Genomic DNA, 12,711 nt, shown 5'->3' with positions numbered 1-12,711 from the left:
AAGGACGTATTCCGGATTCGGGACGGTGAGTGTCATGCGGGTGTTCGTGGCAGGTGGGACCGGCGTCATCGGGCGGCGGCTGGTGCCGATGCTCGTGGAGCGGGGGCACCAGGTGACGGCCACGACGACGAGCGCGGCCAAGCTCGACCTGGTGAAGCGGATGGGCGCGGAGGGGGTGGTGATGGACGGACTCGACCGGGGGGCGGTCGTCGACGCGGTAGCCGCGGCGCGGCCGGACGTGGTCGTGCACCAGATGACGGCGATCTCCGCGTCCCACTCCGGCAAGCCCGACATCAGGCACTTCGACCGCTGGTTCGCCACCACCAACCGGCTGCGCACCGAGGGCACCGACCATCTGCTGGCCGCAGCGGAGGCGGCCGGGGTCCCCCATGTGGTCGCGCAGAGCGCCGCCATCTGGAACGGCATCCGCGAGGGCGGCTGGGTGAAGACCGAGGAGGATCCGCTGCCCGTGGAGACCGGCAGGCTGCGCGAGCTCGGGGACAGTGTCCGGCACATCCAGGCCGCGGTTCTCAAGGCCGACGGGACGGTCCTGCGGTACGGCGGGTTCTACGGCCCCGGCGCCACCGACGACCAGGTCGAACTCGTACGCAAGCGGCAGTTTCCGCTGGTCGGGGGCGGCACCGGCTACTTCTCCTGGGTCCATCTCGACGACGCGGCCAGCGCCACCGTCCTGGCCGTGGAGCAGGGGACGCGGGGCGTGTTCAACATCGTCGACGACGAGCCGGCGCCTGCCCGTGAGTGGCTGCCGTATCTGGCCGCCTGCGCGGGAGCGAAGCCGCCGCTGCGGGTGCCGAAATGGCTGGCCCGGCTGCTGGCCGGGGAAGTGGTGGTGACGATGATGACCGAGGGGCGCGCGTTCTCCAACGCGAAGGCGCGGCGGGAGCTCGGCTGGGAGCCGCGTTACCCGTCGTGGCGGCAGGGATTCCGGGCGGAGCTGGGGCGGTCGTAGGGGATCGCCGTGCGGACGACCGGCGCCTACCCACCTTTTTGTGGGTACTTGGCAGCGCGCCCACGCCGTTCGACCCTTGAGGGGTGATCGACGCGGCGGCGGACGGAGGTGGGGTGCGGGTCAGGAGGCCGGCTGGGTGGCGGTCAGTCTCTCCAGGCGGCGGTGGCCCCAGTCGGCGAGCGGGGCGAGAGCGTCGGCCAGGTCGCGGCCGAACCCGGTCAGCGAGTAGAGGGTCTTCAGGGGCAGCTCGTCGAACACCTCTCGGTGGACCAGGCCGTCCGCCTCCATCTCCCGCAACGCCTGGGTCAGCACCTTCTCGCTGAGGCCCGGCAGCAGGCGGCGCAGTTCCGCCGGGCGGCGCGGGCCGGACTCCAGCAGCCACAGCAGGGCCGTCTTCCACTTGCCGTCGATCACCGCGATCGCGGCGGTCACCCCGCAGACGTTCGGGTCGAATCGCCGACGCACCATACCCCCACCCCTATCCCTTTTGTCATCAATCATCCTCACTCTACAGGGAGTTGAGCCGTGCCCACCCACGAATACGAATCCCCGGCATCCGCCTCCGTCACCGTCCTCGGCCTCGGGCCGATGGGGCGCGCCCTGGCCGGTGCCTTCCTGGACGCGGGGCTGCGGGTCACCGTCTGGAACCGCACCCCGGGGCGGGACCGGGAACTCACCGGCCGCGGTGCCGCGTCGGCCGCCTCCCCGGCGGAGGCGGTCGCCGCCAGCGCGCTGACCGTCGTCTGTGTGGTGAACTACGACGCCGCCGACGCCGTCCTGCGCCAGGACACCGTCACCGAGGCGCTGAAGGGCCGTACGGTCGTGAACCTGACCGCCGACACCCCGGCCCGCGCCCGGGACACCGCCGGATGGGCGGCCGCGCACGGCATCGGCTACCTCGACGGCGCGATCATGACTCCGGCCACGACCATCGGCACACCGGACGCGGTGTTCCTGCTCAGCGGCCCCGAGGAGCTGCACCGCGAGCACCGGCCCGTCCTGGACACGCTCGGCGGCACCCACACCCACCTCGGCGAGGACGTCGGCCGGGCCGCCGCGTACGACATCGCCCTGCTCGACATCTTCTGGACGGCGATGGCCGGCTACGCGCACGCCCTGGCCGTGGCCCGGGCCGAGGGCATCACCGCACGGGAGCTGGCCCCCTTCGCACAGGGCATCGGCGCGATCCTGCCGCCGATCTTCGAGGAGTTCGCGGGGGACATCGACGACGGCACCTACTCGGGCGAACTGAACCCCCTCACCTCCGCCGTCTCCTCCATGGCCCACATCGTCCAGACCTCCGAGTCGCACGGCATCGACGCGAGCGTGCTGCGCGCGGCGGAGGGCCAGGCCCGGCGGGTCATCGGGCTGGGCCACGGGTCGGACGGCTTCACCCGGGTCAGCGAGCTGCTGAGCCACTCCTGGCGGTGATCCACTCCTCCAGTACGGCGAAGTCCCGGGCGGTGAGTCCGCGGCGGGGGTCGACGCGGTGAAGGAGGGCGGAGGCGGGGTGTTGGCCGGCCACCCAAGCCCGGTCGACGTCGGTGATCTCGTCGTCGACCCAGACGAACGGACGCCCCGCCGCCCGGGCCACGAGCGGCCGGGTCTTCCAGTGCCGGGCGCGGGGCCCGAGCGCGGGTTCCGCGCCCTCGTCCGGCCAGTCCACGAGGGGCAATGGGGGCAGGCCGAGCCAGGGGGCGAGGACGGTGTTCGCGTCGTCCATCCAGGTCGTGGCCCACACCAGCTCGCAACCGAGCGCTGCGAGCCGCCGCAGCCGCGTGCCGAGCGCGGGGTCGACGCGGGTGAGCAGGGGGTGGGCCGGAGGCCCGGGGAGCGCGGCGGGCGGTTCGTACACGGGATACGGCCGCTCCGCCCCGAAGGGGATGAGCGTTCCGTCGACATCGAGGAAGAGGAGCATCGAGGAAGAGGAGCATCGAGGAACAGGATCTCCCCCGGCGTCGAAAAACACGATGCCCCTCCGCGGGCTTCGCGTTACTGTCAGCCCCATGACTGCCGGGTCGGCCATGTGCCGTGAGCGAGTTGGGTGTTGCCCGGCCTCTGATTGAGGCCGTGGCGGCGGGCCAGGGGTCCGCCTCTTTCTCATCGCCTTTTCCCTCCGTACCGAACCAGCGAGTACGGAGCTCAGCGAGTACGGAAACCAGCGACCGAGAAAGAGACAGAGAAAGCAGAGCATGCCCAACGACTTCAATCAGCAGGTCATCGAGGAGTTCCGCGCCAACAAGGGCCGCGTCGGCGGCTACTTCGAAGGCGCCCGCCTCCTTCTGCTCACCACCACCGGCGCCCGCACCGGCCGCCCTCACACCACCCCCGTCGGCTATCTCCCCGACGGCGGCGAACGCGTCCTCGTCATCGCGTCGGCGGGCGGCGCGCCGACCCACCCGGCGTGGTTCCACAACCTCGTCGCCAACCCCGAAGTCACCGTCGAAAGCGGCGCGTTCACGTACGAGGCGCGGGCGGTCGTCCTCGAACGCGAGGAGCGGGACCGGGCCTTCGCGCGGGCCGTGGAGGCGGACCCGGGGTGGGCGGAATACCAGGAGAAGACGACGCGGGTGATCCCCGTGGTCGCCCTGCACAGCATCACGGACGGCGGCCCCGGCAACATCAACGCCTCCTCCATGGGCGAGGCCATCAAGGTCGTCCATGACGCCTTCCGCCGCGAACTCGCCCTGATCCGCGAGGAGATGGCTGGCACCGCAGCCAACGGCGGCTCCACCCTCGGCGCCCAGCTCCGGGTCAACTGCCTCACCGTCTGCGCCGGCCTGCACAACCACCACACCGGCGAGGACACCGCACTGTTCCCCTTCCTGGCCGACCGCTACCCCGAACTCGCCCCGACCTTCACCCGCCTGCGCGAGGAGCACGAACGCATCGCCGAACTCGTCGAGGCCCTGCGGGACGCCCTCGCACCCGGGCATCCGGATCCGGGTGCGGCGCGGGGTGAGGTGGAGCGGCTGGCGGCGGAGTTGGAGGCTCATCTGGCTTATGAGGAAGAGCAGTTGGTGCCCTTGCTCGACGTGGGGTAGCGAGAAGACCTACTGCGGCAGGGCGCGCAACAGGTAGGGATTGCCGCCGCGGGGTTCGAGGTTCAGCTCGGCCAGGGCGGCCTGGAGGGTCCAGGCGTACGACTCCACGGCCGTACGGACGCGGGGGACGTCCCGGTGCCGGCCCGAGACCAGGCTGCCCAGGTCCTCGTAAGCGGCCCGGACGATCTCCAGGCGCTCGTACTTGCTCCAGTCCGACAGCCAGCCCCTGGTGTAGTGGCGGGCCAGGGTGCGCTCCCAGTGGCGTTTCACGAAGTGCTTGCGACGGTCGTCGGTCCGGGCGAGGCAGGTGTGCCGCACCAGGTCGTACAGCGGGTCGCCCACCCTGGCCCGGTCCCAGCCGACGAGGCTGATGCCGAAACGTTCGTCGGAGGTGCGCACCAGGTTCCACGGGTGCAGGTCGGCGTGCAGCAGTGTCGGTGTGCGGCGCTCGACCGTGTACTGCCTCAGGATCTCGCGGAGCTGCCGGTAATCGGGCAGGCCGAGGCTCTCGGCCAGGGCGCCTACCTCGTCGGGCAGCCGCCGGACGGTGGCGACGAGTTCGTTCGTCAGCCTCGTGTAGAAGCCGTCGGCCGTCGCCGTGGGGTCCAGGGCCAGGTAGTCCACCCTGGTCAGCTCGTTCAGCTGATCGACCAGGCTCTCGGCCTCGTGCGGCCGCAGCCCGTCCGTCGGGAACTCGGGTGCCGAGCCGTCGCCCGGGCCCAGGTAGGTGTGCACGGCGAAGGTGCCGGCGTTTCGGCCGCCGCGCCCCAGCGCGAGCAGGCGCGGCGCCGCTACCCGCACGTTCTCCTGTTCGAGAACCCGCAGGACCGTGTGCTCGTCGAGCCGCCCCGGCTCACCGCGGCGCTCGGGCCGTGCCACTCGACGCCGTACGACGACCGGGACGTCCGCCTCGCCGACCCGCGCCACCACGACGGCGTTGACATGCCTCGTGCCCCGCAGCAGCCGGCTCTCGGGGGCCCGGCACTCGTCGGCGAGGGCCTTGTCCACGCTGGGGCCACGGAACTCCGGGCGGCCCGGATGCGCCCGGTCGGGGGTCCACTGCACGGGCACGCGGCGGACGCGGTCGATCGGGGCACCGTGGGCGTACTGCGTCCACCGCTCCAGCACCCACCGGATCTCGGCAAGGGACGGGACACGCTCGACGGCGAGCCCGACGGCGGCGGCCGTCAGCGCGCCGTGGACCCGGAAGGTGGCCGCCCGCAGCCGCTGGTCGCTCGGGGTGTGCTTCTCCAGGGAGTCCAGGGTCCGCATCACGTCCGGGAAGACGGACAGCGTCCTCTCGAGCGCGATGTAGTGCCTCAGATCCTCGGCCAGTCCCTTCGCGGCCTCGGGCCGCCACTCCTGGACGGCCCTGGTCCAGGCGGTGACCGCCGCGTCCCGCTGGGCCGGGGTGTGCCCTGTGCGGACCAGATGGACGGCGAGGTCGTACAGCGGGTCGCCGTAGGAGGCGAGTTCCCAGTCGACGAAGACGAGCGGCGGCTCCCCGCGGCTGGTCACGATGACGTTGTCGCGGTGCAGGTCGCCGTGGAGGAGGCTGAAAGGCCGCTCGGTCAGCCGGGGCACCTGGTTGGCGAGCTTCCGCAGGGCGCCGGCCCGCACCCCGAGCCGTTCGAAGGTCCTTCCGAAGTAGTCCCAGTTGGGCTCCGTGACGTCCCGCTCCGTCAGTTCCACGACGGTGCGCAGGAAGTCACGGCTCTGCCCGGGCCCCGGCCAATGCGGCGGCAGCGGGGGAACGGCGTCGACGTCGACCCGGGTCAGCCGGGCGAGCCCCTCGGCCATCGCCGTGATCAGCGAGCGGTCGACCTTCGCCATGTCGTCGCAGGCCCTCGACAGCGGCATGCCCGGCACATAGGTGTGGACGGCCGAGCTCATCCAGTCATGGGCCAGGCAGACCGGAGCGTGGTCCACCGTGCCGTTGATGGCGTCGAGGACGGCCGTCTCGTCGTCCCAGGTCTTGAACACGACACGCAAGGTGTCGCGGCGGGGTATCCGCACCAGGACGGGCGTTCCCACGGCCAAGCGCAGGAGCGACGCCATTTCCGAGGTGAGCGGCGCACGGTAATTGGTGTGGTGATGCCCTTGCAGCGGCTGTCCGCTCTCCTCGGCGTACCGGACGAACTCCGCGTACACGGTGGGCGGACGTGCGAGTCGTGCGTTCAAATGTCGTTCCTGTGCTGCGCGTTCCTGAGGCAGGGAGAACAGGTAGTCGAGACTGTAGAGCACGTTGTCGTGCCACGCGGGCAAAGTCGTTCTGTCGACGTTATGACGTGCGTCGCGTACCGCGCAGTCTGTACCAGTCGAGCAGTGAGGCGGCCACGGTCCGCAGGCTCGGCACGTCGTCCAGCCCCAGCGGCACCGCCGCCCGGGCCAGTACCCGCTGCACCTTCATGGCCTCGGCCGGCCATCGCCGCCAGTTGAACGCCCGGCCGGTGTCCAGGATCTGGGTCGCCCGGACGACGTCGGTGAACACGCTCTGGGCCCGCTTGAAGTCCAGCAGCCTCGGCAGGTCGTGCTGCCAGCCCTCGCTGCTGCCGGGACGGTTCTCCTCGGCCACCGCACGCCACCGCTCGATCAACCGGGCTTCCTGTTCGGCCGGATAATCCATCAGGTACAGATGCGTGGCGAGGTCGTAGAGCGGGTCGCCCAGCATGGCCAGCTCCCAATCGATGGTCCACAGGCGGGCGGCCGGGTCGAGGACGAAGTTCTCGCGGTGCAGGTCGGCGTGGAGCAGGCTGAAGGGTCGTTCCGCCAGACCCGGGACCACGACGTGTTTGCGCAGCGAGCGGAAGGAGTCCTCGTCCACGCCCAGCGCGCCGAACAGTCCCTCGAAGTCAGCGAGGTTGTCCTGGTAGACGCGCTCCTCGGCGAACCGGATGAGGCCCTCCAGGAAGCCCGCGCAGTCCCCGTCCTCGGCACGGTCCTTCTCCAGACAGCGTCGCTCGGCCGCCACGGACTCCGGGGAGATCCGGATCAACTGCCGGAAGAGGTCCAGGATCTGGTCGAGCACGCGTTCGGGGACCATACGCCCGGTGGCGTACCGCGAGCCCAGCGTCCGGCCCTCGATGAACCGCTGCAGCCGGATGGGGCCGACCTCGATGAGCTCGGGGATCCCGGTGATCCGGCCCTGAAGAGCCTCCAGGAGCTGTTCCTCCGAGGCGAAGCAGCGCCGGTCGAGCCACAGCAGTCCGCCACGCGGCGCTCTGCACTTGGCCCGCACTGGGTCCGAGTCCTCGTCTTCCTCGTCCTCGCCCGCCGCGGCGGGCAGGGGGATGACGTAGGTCTCGTGGTGATAGCCCTTGAGCGGCCCTACGACCGCGCCGGCGTCACCGCCGCTCATCCGGACTGCTTGTTCCCGTGTCGGGGACACCGCTTCGGCTGACATCGCCCGCTCTCTCGACCGGTCCCCGCACGAGTGGCGGAGAAGTGTTGCTCGGCACACCCCCCTGTGTGAGCGCATCGTGCCAGAAGTAAGGGGCCGCGGCGCGGGGAACCCCTGAGTCGAGTGAGCCGCCGTTGCGCCGTACGAGCGCCTCGGGCGGCGACACCCCAGGTCACGGCACCGGCGCCGATCCGGGCCACGCACCATGTGCCGGTGACAACGATTTGCACCCGGTACGACGCCCACGGCGAGGCGGACACGCTGCGCGACCTCCTGCGGCGGACGAAAGCCGTACTGCTCGACTTCGACGGCCCTGTGTGCGACCTGTTCGGCGGCGCCTGCACGGCGTACATCGCCGACGAGGTCAAGGAGCGGGCCCAACGCGAGTGGGGGCGGCTCGACCCCCGGGTGAGGGACTGCGCCGACTCCCACGGCGTGCTGCGCCGTCTGGCCGAACGGCGCCCGGACGGCCCCGCCGGGGCACGGCTGGACTGGGCGGACGCCATCGTCACCCGGCACGAGTACACGGCGGTGCGGCAGGCGGCGGCCACGCCCGGCGCGGACGAGCTGGTGCTCGCGCTGGCGCGGCTCGAAAAGGCTCTGCTGATCGCGAGCAACAACTCCGAGGGGCCGGTGCGCGAGTACCTCGAACGGCGGTATCTCCTCGGGCACTTCACGGCGGTGTGCGGCCGCGATCCGAACGAACCCGGTCTGATGAAGCCGCATCCCGACGTGGTCCGCCGTGCCCTGTCCAAGATCGACGGCATTCACCCGTCCCGGACCCTGCTGATCGGCGACCAGCTCACGGACCTCGCGGCGGCACGGGCCGAGGGGGTCCCGTTTCTCGGCTTCACACGGGACGAGGGGACGGCGGCGGAGATGCGGCGCCTGGGCGCGCGGAGTGTGGTCGGCTCGTTCGAGCCGGTCGTGGGCGCGCTCTCGACGCCTCAGCCCTGCTGAGTGGATCAGGCCGCCGGCGAGGTCGCGAGGTGCTCCCAGACCGAGTCGAACCAGGTCTGCCGCTCGCTCACGAAGACGGAGCCCGGCGACTCCGGGTCGTCCTCCGTCACGAAGTGCTCCAGGACGGCGCCGAGCCCGACGACGTCGATGGCGGGTATCGTCCCGTCGTCCAGCACGATGGGACGTTCGACCACGTTGTACATGCCGTGCACCGCTTCCGTGCGGTTGAACAGGTAGAGCTTGAACGTCGGGGTGATCGGCGCCCGCCGGACCTCGACGTCGACCTCTCCCACCAGCCGCTCGGCCTTCAGCTCCTCCAGGCTCAGCCGCAGCGACTGGGTGTTGCGCCGCGTTATGTCGCGCAGCCGCTCCAGCGGCCGGGGATCCTGCGGATCCCCGATGGCGCGCGGATAGGGCAACGGCATGTCCTCCGAGGGCAGCAGCATGCGCAGGGCGATCCGTCGCGGGGCGATCGTGCCGGAGCGGATCCGCTCGACCTGCAGCCAGATGTGCCCGGCCAGGGACTCGGAGGTGAGGGTGAAGACGTCCAGGGCCACCTCGGGCCGCCCGAACGCTCTCTCTATGTGCGGCCCCAGGGTCGTACGGCCCGGACGTTCCGCCCGCACAACGGGCTGCTGTCCCGCCCGCGGCGGCGGGGTCCCGATCACACGGGATCCGCTGCCCTGCCGTGACTCGACGAGCCCTCGCTCGGAGAGCTCCCTGAGCACCCGCTGCACGGTGTCCCGGGAGACCTCCAGATCATGGGCCAGTTCGCGCTGCGGCGGCAGCAGGGAGCCCAGGGAGTAGGTCCCGTCGGACATACGGAGGAGGAGTGCGTCCAGCACCCGCTCGAACTCTTTGCCGCCCCCCTCGGCGGCCCGCTGTCCACCCACATGCCGACCGTACCGCTTCTCACCCAGCTGCACACAAATTCCAGTCAAGTCGACCCTTCAACTGCCAGTCCAGTTAAGGGATCTAGCCGTTCGGGAAGACCAATCTCAGGCAACCCGCCCAATTGCTAGGTCAGTTGGGCGCCTTGGATGACGCGAAGGATTCGGGTGGGGGACATGGTGCTCTTTCAGGCGTCGTGGGCATTAGCCGAGTTGACGCTGGGCCTGATGGCGCAGGCGAGGCTGGGGGCCGTGGGACTGGTCGTCCTGTCGGCCGTGTTCATCGGCATCAGGGCCCGGCACAGCCGGCTCGCCGTCGGAGCCGTTGTGCTGTTCGTGATCCTGATGAGTCAGGCCTGAGCGCGCACCGCTTGCAGCAGCGGCAGCAGTGAGCCCACGACGTGGCCGACGCCGGCCTGGCGGAGCTGCTTCTCCTTGCGCTCGTTACGCGCGTAGCCGAGGAACGGCACGCCGGCCTCCCGTGCGGCCTCCCAGTCCGTGGGGGCATCGCCGATGAACAGCGCGTGGGCCGGCGCCACCCCCATCGCGCTCAGGGCGCGGATGAGGTAGTGCGGGTGGGGCTTGAGGAACTGCAGGTCCTGGGTGCGGCCGTATATGTGGGGCTGGAAGCAGTCGAGCAGCCCGCGGCCGGTGAGGTAGGCGCGCACCACCTCTGGGGAGTTGTTCGTCGCGATGGCCAGCCGGGAGCCGACCGCCTTCCAGGTGCGGATCAGCGGGTCGGCGTACTCGGTCGGCATGGCCTTGGCGGCGGCGCGCATCTCCTCCTTGGTGAGGCGCTGCTCCAGCTCGGTCACCAGGTCGCTGCCCGGGTGCCGGCGGTCCACGGCGCGCAGCACGACGTGCGGGTCGAGGGACTCCCGTTCGGCCTCGCTGAGCAGTGCGTGCAGACCGCGTCCCTCCAGCCACCGCACCAGGTCGACGGCCACTCCCTCGGCCGAATGCCCGGCGAACAGACGGCAGATCGGTCCGTCGAAGTCCCACAGCACCACCCGCGCGTGCGCGATGACGTGCCGAAGGTCCCCGGTCTCGGTCTCGTTCTCGTTCTCGTTCTCCGTGTGTGCTGCCACCGCTTCAGTGTGCGTCGTATCAGAAGTCACTAGGAGAGTGTCAGGTCAGTCGTGATGGTTTCCCAGAGGGCGTTGAACCACTTCTGGGATTCGTCCACGAACGCGGCGTCGCGCTGACCGGCCTGACGGACGAAGGAGAAGAGGAGGGACTTGGAGCCCAGGGCGTCGTACATGTCCAGCGTCTGGCTCTCGTATTCCTCCCGGCGCTCGGTGAGGACGTAGTAGCCGATCAGCGCCTCGTCGCCGTTGAGCAGGTAGAGCTTCACGGGGGGCGTGAACGGCAGTGCGCGGAAGGTGACGCGGACATCGATGCCGAGGGTGGAGCGCATGGCGTGGAGGTTGTGGCGGAGTACCTGAAGCTGGGCGTTCCGCATACTCAACCACCGCTCGTGAACCGGATCATCTTCCCCCCGCCCCTCAACCAGCACCGGAAACGCGAGATTGATGTCCCGCGAAGGCAGCAGAAGGCGGACGTCGATCGACTCGGGGCGGATCGTGCCCTCGTGGATCAGGCGGAGCGGCTCGCCGAGGGCCAGCATCAGGGTCTCCGAGGTGTGGCACACGACGTCCACGCGCACGTGCGGGGCCGCGAAGGCCTCCGTCAGGCGGGGGGCCAGGCTGACCATCGTCGGCTGCGGGGCGCCCCGCGTCGGGGTGGGCAGGGCGATCCTCGGCGGGCTCCCCTTGCTCACGTTGGTGAGCAGCCCGTCCTCCTGGAGCGCGCGCAGGGCCTGGCGCACGGTGCCTCGCTCCACGCCGAACTCCTCGGCCAGCTCGGCCTGCGTGGGCAGGCGGTCGCCCGCCTTGAGGTCTCCGACGCGGATCCGTTCCCGCAGGATGTCGGCGATCTCCTGCGGCGAGAGTCTCCTGCTGCCGTTCACTGCCACGTTCTCCTGGGTCACGACCAAAACGCTACAACTTGCTCCCATCTAGTGGGAGTTGTTTGTAGCTTGTTTCAAAGTAGGGGCCAAGTGGGGACAACTTAGTCAGAGTTGGCGTCAAGTTGGTTGAGTTGGCGGAAGTAATCGTTCCATCCCCAGGAGCACGAAGGAGGAAACACCGATGCCCGTCCTCGCACTCCTCTCCGCCGTCTTCGTCGTCGGCGTCGAGCAGACCCTCCAGTGGAAGTACGGCGCCACCGGCATCATCGGCCTGCTCCTGCTCACCATAGGCATCAAGGCCAAGAGCCCGGCCGTCAGCTCCATCGGAGCCGTCGTCCTCGCGCTTCTGGTCTCGGGCCCGGCCCTGTGAGCCGCGACGAACACCCAGGTCAAACGCTGTGGGGGACGATCAGCTCGTGAGCACGAGCTCCGAACTGATCGTCTCCCACAGTGCGTTGAACCACACATGCGACTGCTCCACGAACGTCATGTCCCGCAGCCCGGCGCCCTGCTCGAAGGCGAACAGCGTGGACTGGATGCCCGGGGCGTCGTACATCTCCAGATGCTGCTGCCCGATCTCCACCTCGCGACGGCTGAGGGTGTAGTAGGCGAAGAGCGCCTCCGTGCCGTTGAGCAGGTACAGCTTCACCGGCGGGGTGAACGGCAGGGCCCGGAAGGTGATCCGCACGTCGATGCCGTGCGTGGAGCGCAGCGCCTGCAGATTGTGCCGGAGCACCTGGCCCTGGGCGTTGCGCTGGGCGAGCCAGCGGCGGCGCAGCTGCTCGTCGGCGTCGTCCGGCGAGTCGTCCACCGGCGTCGGGAAGGCGAGCGGGATGTCCCGGCTCGGCAGCAGCACGCGGACGTCGACCTTGGCCGGTTTCAGCTGTCCGGCGTGGATCTGGCGGAGCGGTTCGCCGATGGCGAGCGTGAGGGAGACCGCGGTGAGGCACAGGGCGTCGATCTCGACGTGCGGGGCCGCGAAGGCGGAGGCGATGCGCGGCGCGAGGGCCACCATGGTGGGGGCCGGCGGGGCTCCGGGGCCGGTCAGCGCCTTGCCGAGGTCGGGAGCGACGGTGGCCGGGGCGCCCTTGGAGACGTTGGTGAGCAGATGCTCCGACTGCAGGATGCGCAGCGCCTGCCGTACGGCTCCGCGCTCGACGCCGAACTCGTCCGCCAACTTGGCCTGGGTGGGCATGCGCTGGCCGGGCCGCAACTCGCCCGAGCGGATCCGGGCGCGCAGCTCGTCGGCCACCTCCCGATGTGACTTCTGTGGCCGCTGTGACCTCTTCCGTCCATTGACGGAGGCGTGTTTCGGCTCCACGACCAAACACTACAACTTCCCGCCATCTTTAGGCAGTTCCAGGGAAGGTGGTTATGAGACGCTTCCAAGCGGTCATAAGTACAGTGAAGTTGGTCGCCAACTTAAGCAACATGGTCAAACTTCAAGGAGGTTGGCCAGCGGAGTCGGTTCTGTCGAC

At 70.1% G+C, this 12,711-nt stretch carries 14 protein-coding genes; 6 read left to right on the top strand and 8 right to left on the bottom strand.

The window, feature by feature from the left end:
- The first annotated feature begins 34 nt into the window (after positions 1 to 34).
- The gene (locus ACIRD7_RS24060; RefSeq protein WP_403456581.1) at positions 35 to 970 is read left to right on the top strand and encodes an NAD-dependent epimerase/dehydratase family protein; all 936 of its coding nucleotides are present in this window, start codon (positions 35 to 37) and stop codon (positions 968 to 970) included.
- A 120-nt stretch (positions 971 to 1,090) separates the two neighbouring features.
- Here ACIRD7_RS24060 and ACIRD7_RS24055 read toward each other — a convergent pair whose 3' ends face one another.
- Complete coding sequence (locus ACIRD7_RS24055) at positions 1,091 to 1,438, bottom strand: winged helix-turn-helix transcriptional regulator (RefSeq protein WP_403456579.1); 348 nt, start codon at positions 1,436 to 1,438, stop codon at positions 1,091 to 1,093.
- Positions 1,439 to 1,495: 57 nt separating this feature from the next.
- Here ACIRD7_RS24055 and ACIRD7_RS24050 point away from each other — a divergent pair, with 57 nt between their 5' ends.
- Positions 1,496 to 2,401: an NAD(P)-dependent oxidoreductase gene (locus ACIRD7_RS24050; protein ID WP_403456578.1), complete on the top strand. Its 906-nt coding sequence runs from the start codon at positions 1,496 to 1,498 to the stop codon at positions 2,399 to 2,401.
- Here ACIRD7_RS24050 and ACIRD7_RS24045 read toward each other — a convergent pair.
- Positions 2,370 to 2,888, bottom strand: coding sequence for an HAD domain-containing protein (locus tag ACIRD7_RS24045; RefSeq protein WP_403456575.1), 519 nt, complete (start codon positions 2,886 to 2,888; stop codon positions 2,370 to 2,372). The two genes, ACIRD7_RS24050 and ACIRD7_RS24045, sit on opposite strands and share 32 nt — an antisense overlap.
- Positions 2,889 to 3,162: 274 nt before the next feature.
- On the opposite strand from ACIRD7_RS24045, the gene ACIRD7_RS24040 reads away from it, so the two are divergent.
- Positions 3,163 to 4,014, top strand: a complete 852-nt coding sequence (locus ACIRD7_RS24040; RefSeq protein ID WP_403456574.1) for a nitroreductase/quinone reductase family protein — start codon at positions 3,163 to 3,165, stop codon at positions 4,012 to 4,014.
- A 9-nt stretch (positions 4,015 to 4,023) separates the two neighbouring features.
- On the opposite strand, the gene ACIRD7_RS24035 is transcribed toward ACIRD7_RS24040, so the two are convergent.
- Positions 4,024 to 6,195 carry an aminoglycoside phosphotransferase family protein gene (locus ACIRD7_RS24035; RefSeq protein WP_403456572.1) on the bottom strand — a complete coding sequence of 724 codons (2,172 nt, stop codon included), beginning with the start codon at positions 6,193 to 6,195 and terminating at the stop codon, positions 4,024 to 4,026.
- 100 nt (positions 6,196 to 6,295) lie between these two features.
- Positions 6,296 to 7,372 (bottom strand): phosphotransferase, encoded by a 1,077-nt coding sequence (locus tag ACIRD7_RS24030; RefSeq protein ID WP_403456570.1) that lies wholly within the window; start codon positions 7,370 to 7,372, stop codon positions 6,296 to 6,298.
- Positions 7,373 to 7,627: 255 nt separating this feature from the next.
- Between ACIRD7_RS24030 and ACIRD7_RS24025 the strand changes: the two genes are divergently transcribed.
- Positions 7,628 to 8,374, top strand: coding sequence for an HAD family hydrolase (locus ACIRD7_RS24025; protein ID WP_403456567.1), 747 nt, complete (start codon positions 7,628 to 7,630; stop codon positions 8,372 to 8,374).
- A 5-nt stretch (positions 8,375 to 8,379) separates the two neighbouring features.
- On the opposite strand, the gene ACIRD7_RS24020 is transcribed toward ACIRD7_RS24025, so the two are convergent.
- Positions 8,380 to 9,267 (bottom strand): winged helix-turn-helix domain-containing protein, encoded by an 888-nt coding sequence (locus ACIRD7_RS24020; protein ID WP_403456566.1) that lies wholly within the window; start codon positions 9,265 to 9,267, stop codon positions 8,380 to 8,382.
- 174 nt (positions 9,268 to 9,441) lie between these two features.
- Here ACIRD7_RS24020 and ACIRD7_RS24015 point away from each other — a divergent pair, with 174 nt between their 5' ends.
- Positions 9,442 to 9,624 (top strand): hypothetical protein, encoded by a 183-nt coding sequence (locus ACIRD7_RS24015; protein ID WP_403456563.1) that lies wholly within the window; start codon positions 9,442 to 9,444, stop codon positions 9,622 to 9,624.
- On the opposite strand, the gene ACIRD7_RS24010 is transcribed toward ACIRD7_RS24015, so the two are convergent.
- The gene (locus tag ACIRD7_RS24010) at positions 9,615 to 10,352 is read right to left on the bottom strand and encodes an HAD family hydrolase (protein WP_403456561.1); all 738 of its coding nucleotides are present in this window, start codon (positions 10,350 to 10,352) and stop codon (positions 9,615 to 9,617) included. The two genes, ACIRD7_RS24015 and ACIRD7_RS24010, sit on opposite strands and share 10 nt — an antisense overlap.
- Positions 10,353 to 10,381: 29 nt before the next feature.
- Positions 10,382 to 11,260 (bottom strand): winged helix-turn-helix domain-containing protein, encoded by an 879-nt coding sequence (locus ACIRD7_RS24005; protein WP_403456558.1) that lies wholly within the window; start codon positions 11,258 to 11,260, stop codon positions 10,382 to 10,384.
- A 154-nt stretch (positions 11,261 to 11,414) separates the two neighbouring features.
- On the opposite strand from ACIRD7_RS24005, the gene ACIRD7_RS24000 reads away from it, so the two are divergent.
- Positions 11,415 to 11,603, top strand: coding sequence for a hypothetical protein (locus ACIRD7_RS24000; RefSeq protein ID WP_128432251.1), 189 nt, complete (start codon positions 11,415 to 11,417; stop codon positions 11,601 to 11,603).
- A 39-nt stretch (positions 11,604 to 11,642) separates the two neighbouring features.
- Here ACIRD7_RS24000 and ACIRD7_RS23995 read toward each other — a convergent pair whose 3' ends face one another.
- Positions 11,643 to 12,560, bottom strand: a complete 918-nt coding sequence (locus tag ACIRD7_RS23995; RefSeq protein ID WP_403456555.1) for a winged helix-turn-helix domain-containing protein — start codon at positions 12,558 to 12,560, stop codon at positions 11,643 to 11,645.
- Positions 12,561 to 12,711 lie beyond the last annotated feature (151 nt).

The sequence above is a fragment of the Streptomyces sp. NPDC093568 genome (genome assembly GCF_044764945.1).
Taxonomy (GTDB): Bacteria; Actinomycetota; Actinomycetes; order Streptomycetales; family Streptomycetaceae; genus Streptomyces.
Note: the sequence above shows the minus strand (reverse complement) of the source record. Positions and strands in the feature narration are given on the sequence as shown.

Excerpts from the sequence above, each read along its gene's own strand:
- ACIRD7_RS24055 (WP_403456579.1), bottom strand. The coding sequence starts at position 1,438 with ATGGTGCGTCGGCGATTCGACCCGAACGTCTGCGGGGTGACCGCCGCG.
- ACIRD7_RS24040 (WP_403456574.1), top strand. The coding sequence starts at position 3,163 with ATGCCCAACGACTTCAATCAGCAGGTCATCGAGGAGTTCCGCGCCAAC.
- ACIRD7_RS24000 (WP_128432251.1), top strand. The coding sequence starts at position 11,415 with ATGCCCGTCCTCGCACTCCTCTCCGCCGTCTTCGTCGTCGGCGTCGAG.
- ACIRD7_RS24030 (WP_403456570.1), bottom strand. The coding sequence starts at position 7,372 with ATGAGCGGCGGTGACGCCGGCGCGGTCGTAGGGCCGCTCAAGGGCTAT.
- ACIRD7_RS24060 (WP_403456581.1), top strand. The coding sequence starts at position 35 with ATGCGGGTGTTCGTGGCAGGTGGGACCGGCGTCATCGGGCGGCGGCTG.
- ACIRD7_RS24015 (WP_403456563.1), top strand. The coding sequence starts at position 9,442 with ATGGTGCTCTTTCAGGCGTCGTGGGCATTAGCCGAGTTGACGCTGGGC.
- ACIRD7_RS24045 (WP_403456575.1), bottom strand. The coding sequence starts at position 2,888 with ATGCTCCTCTTCCTCGATGTCGACGGAACGCTCATCCCCTTCGGGGCG.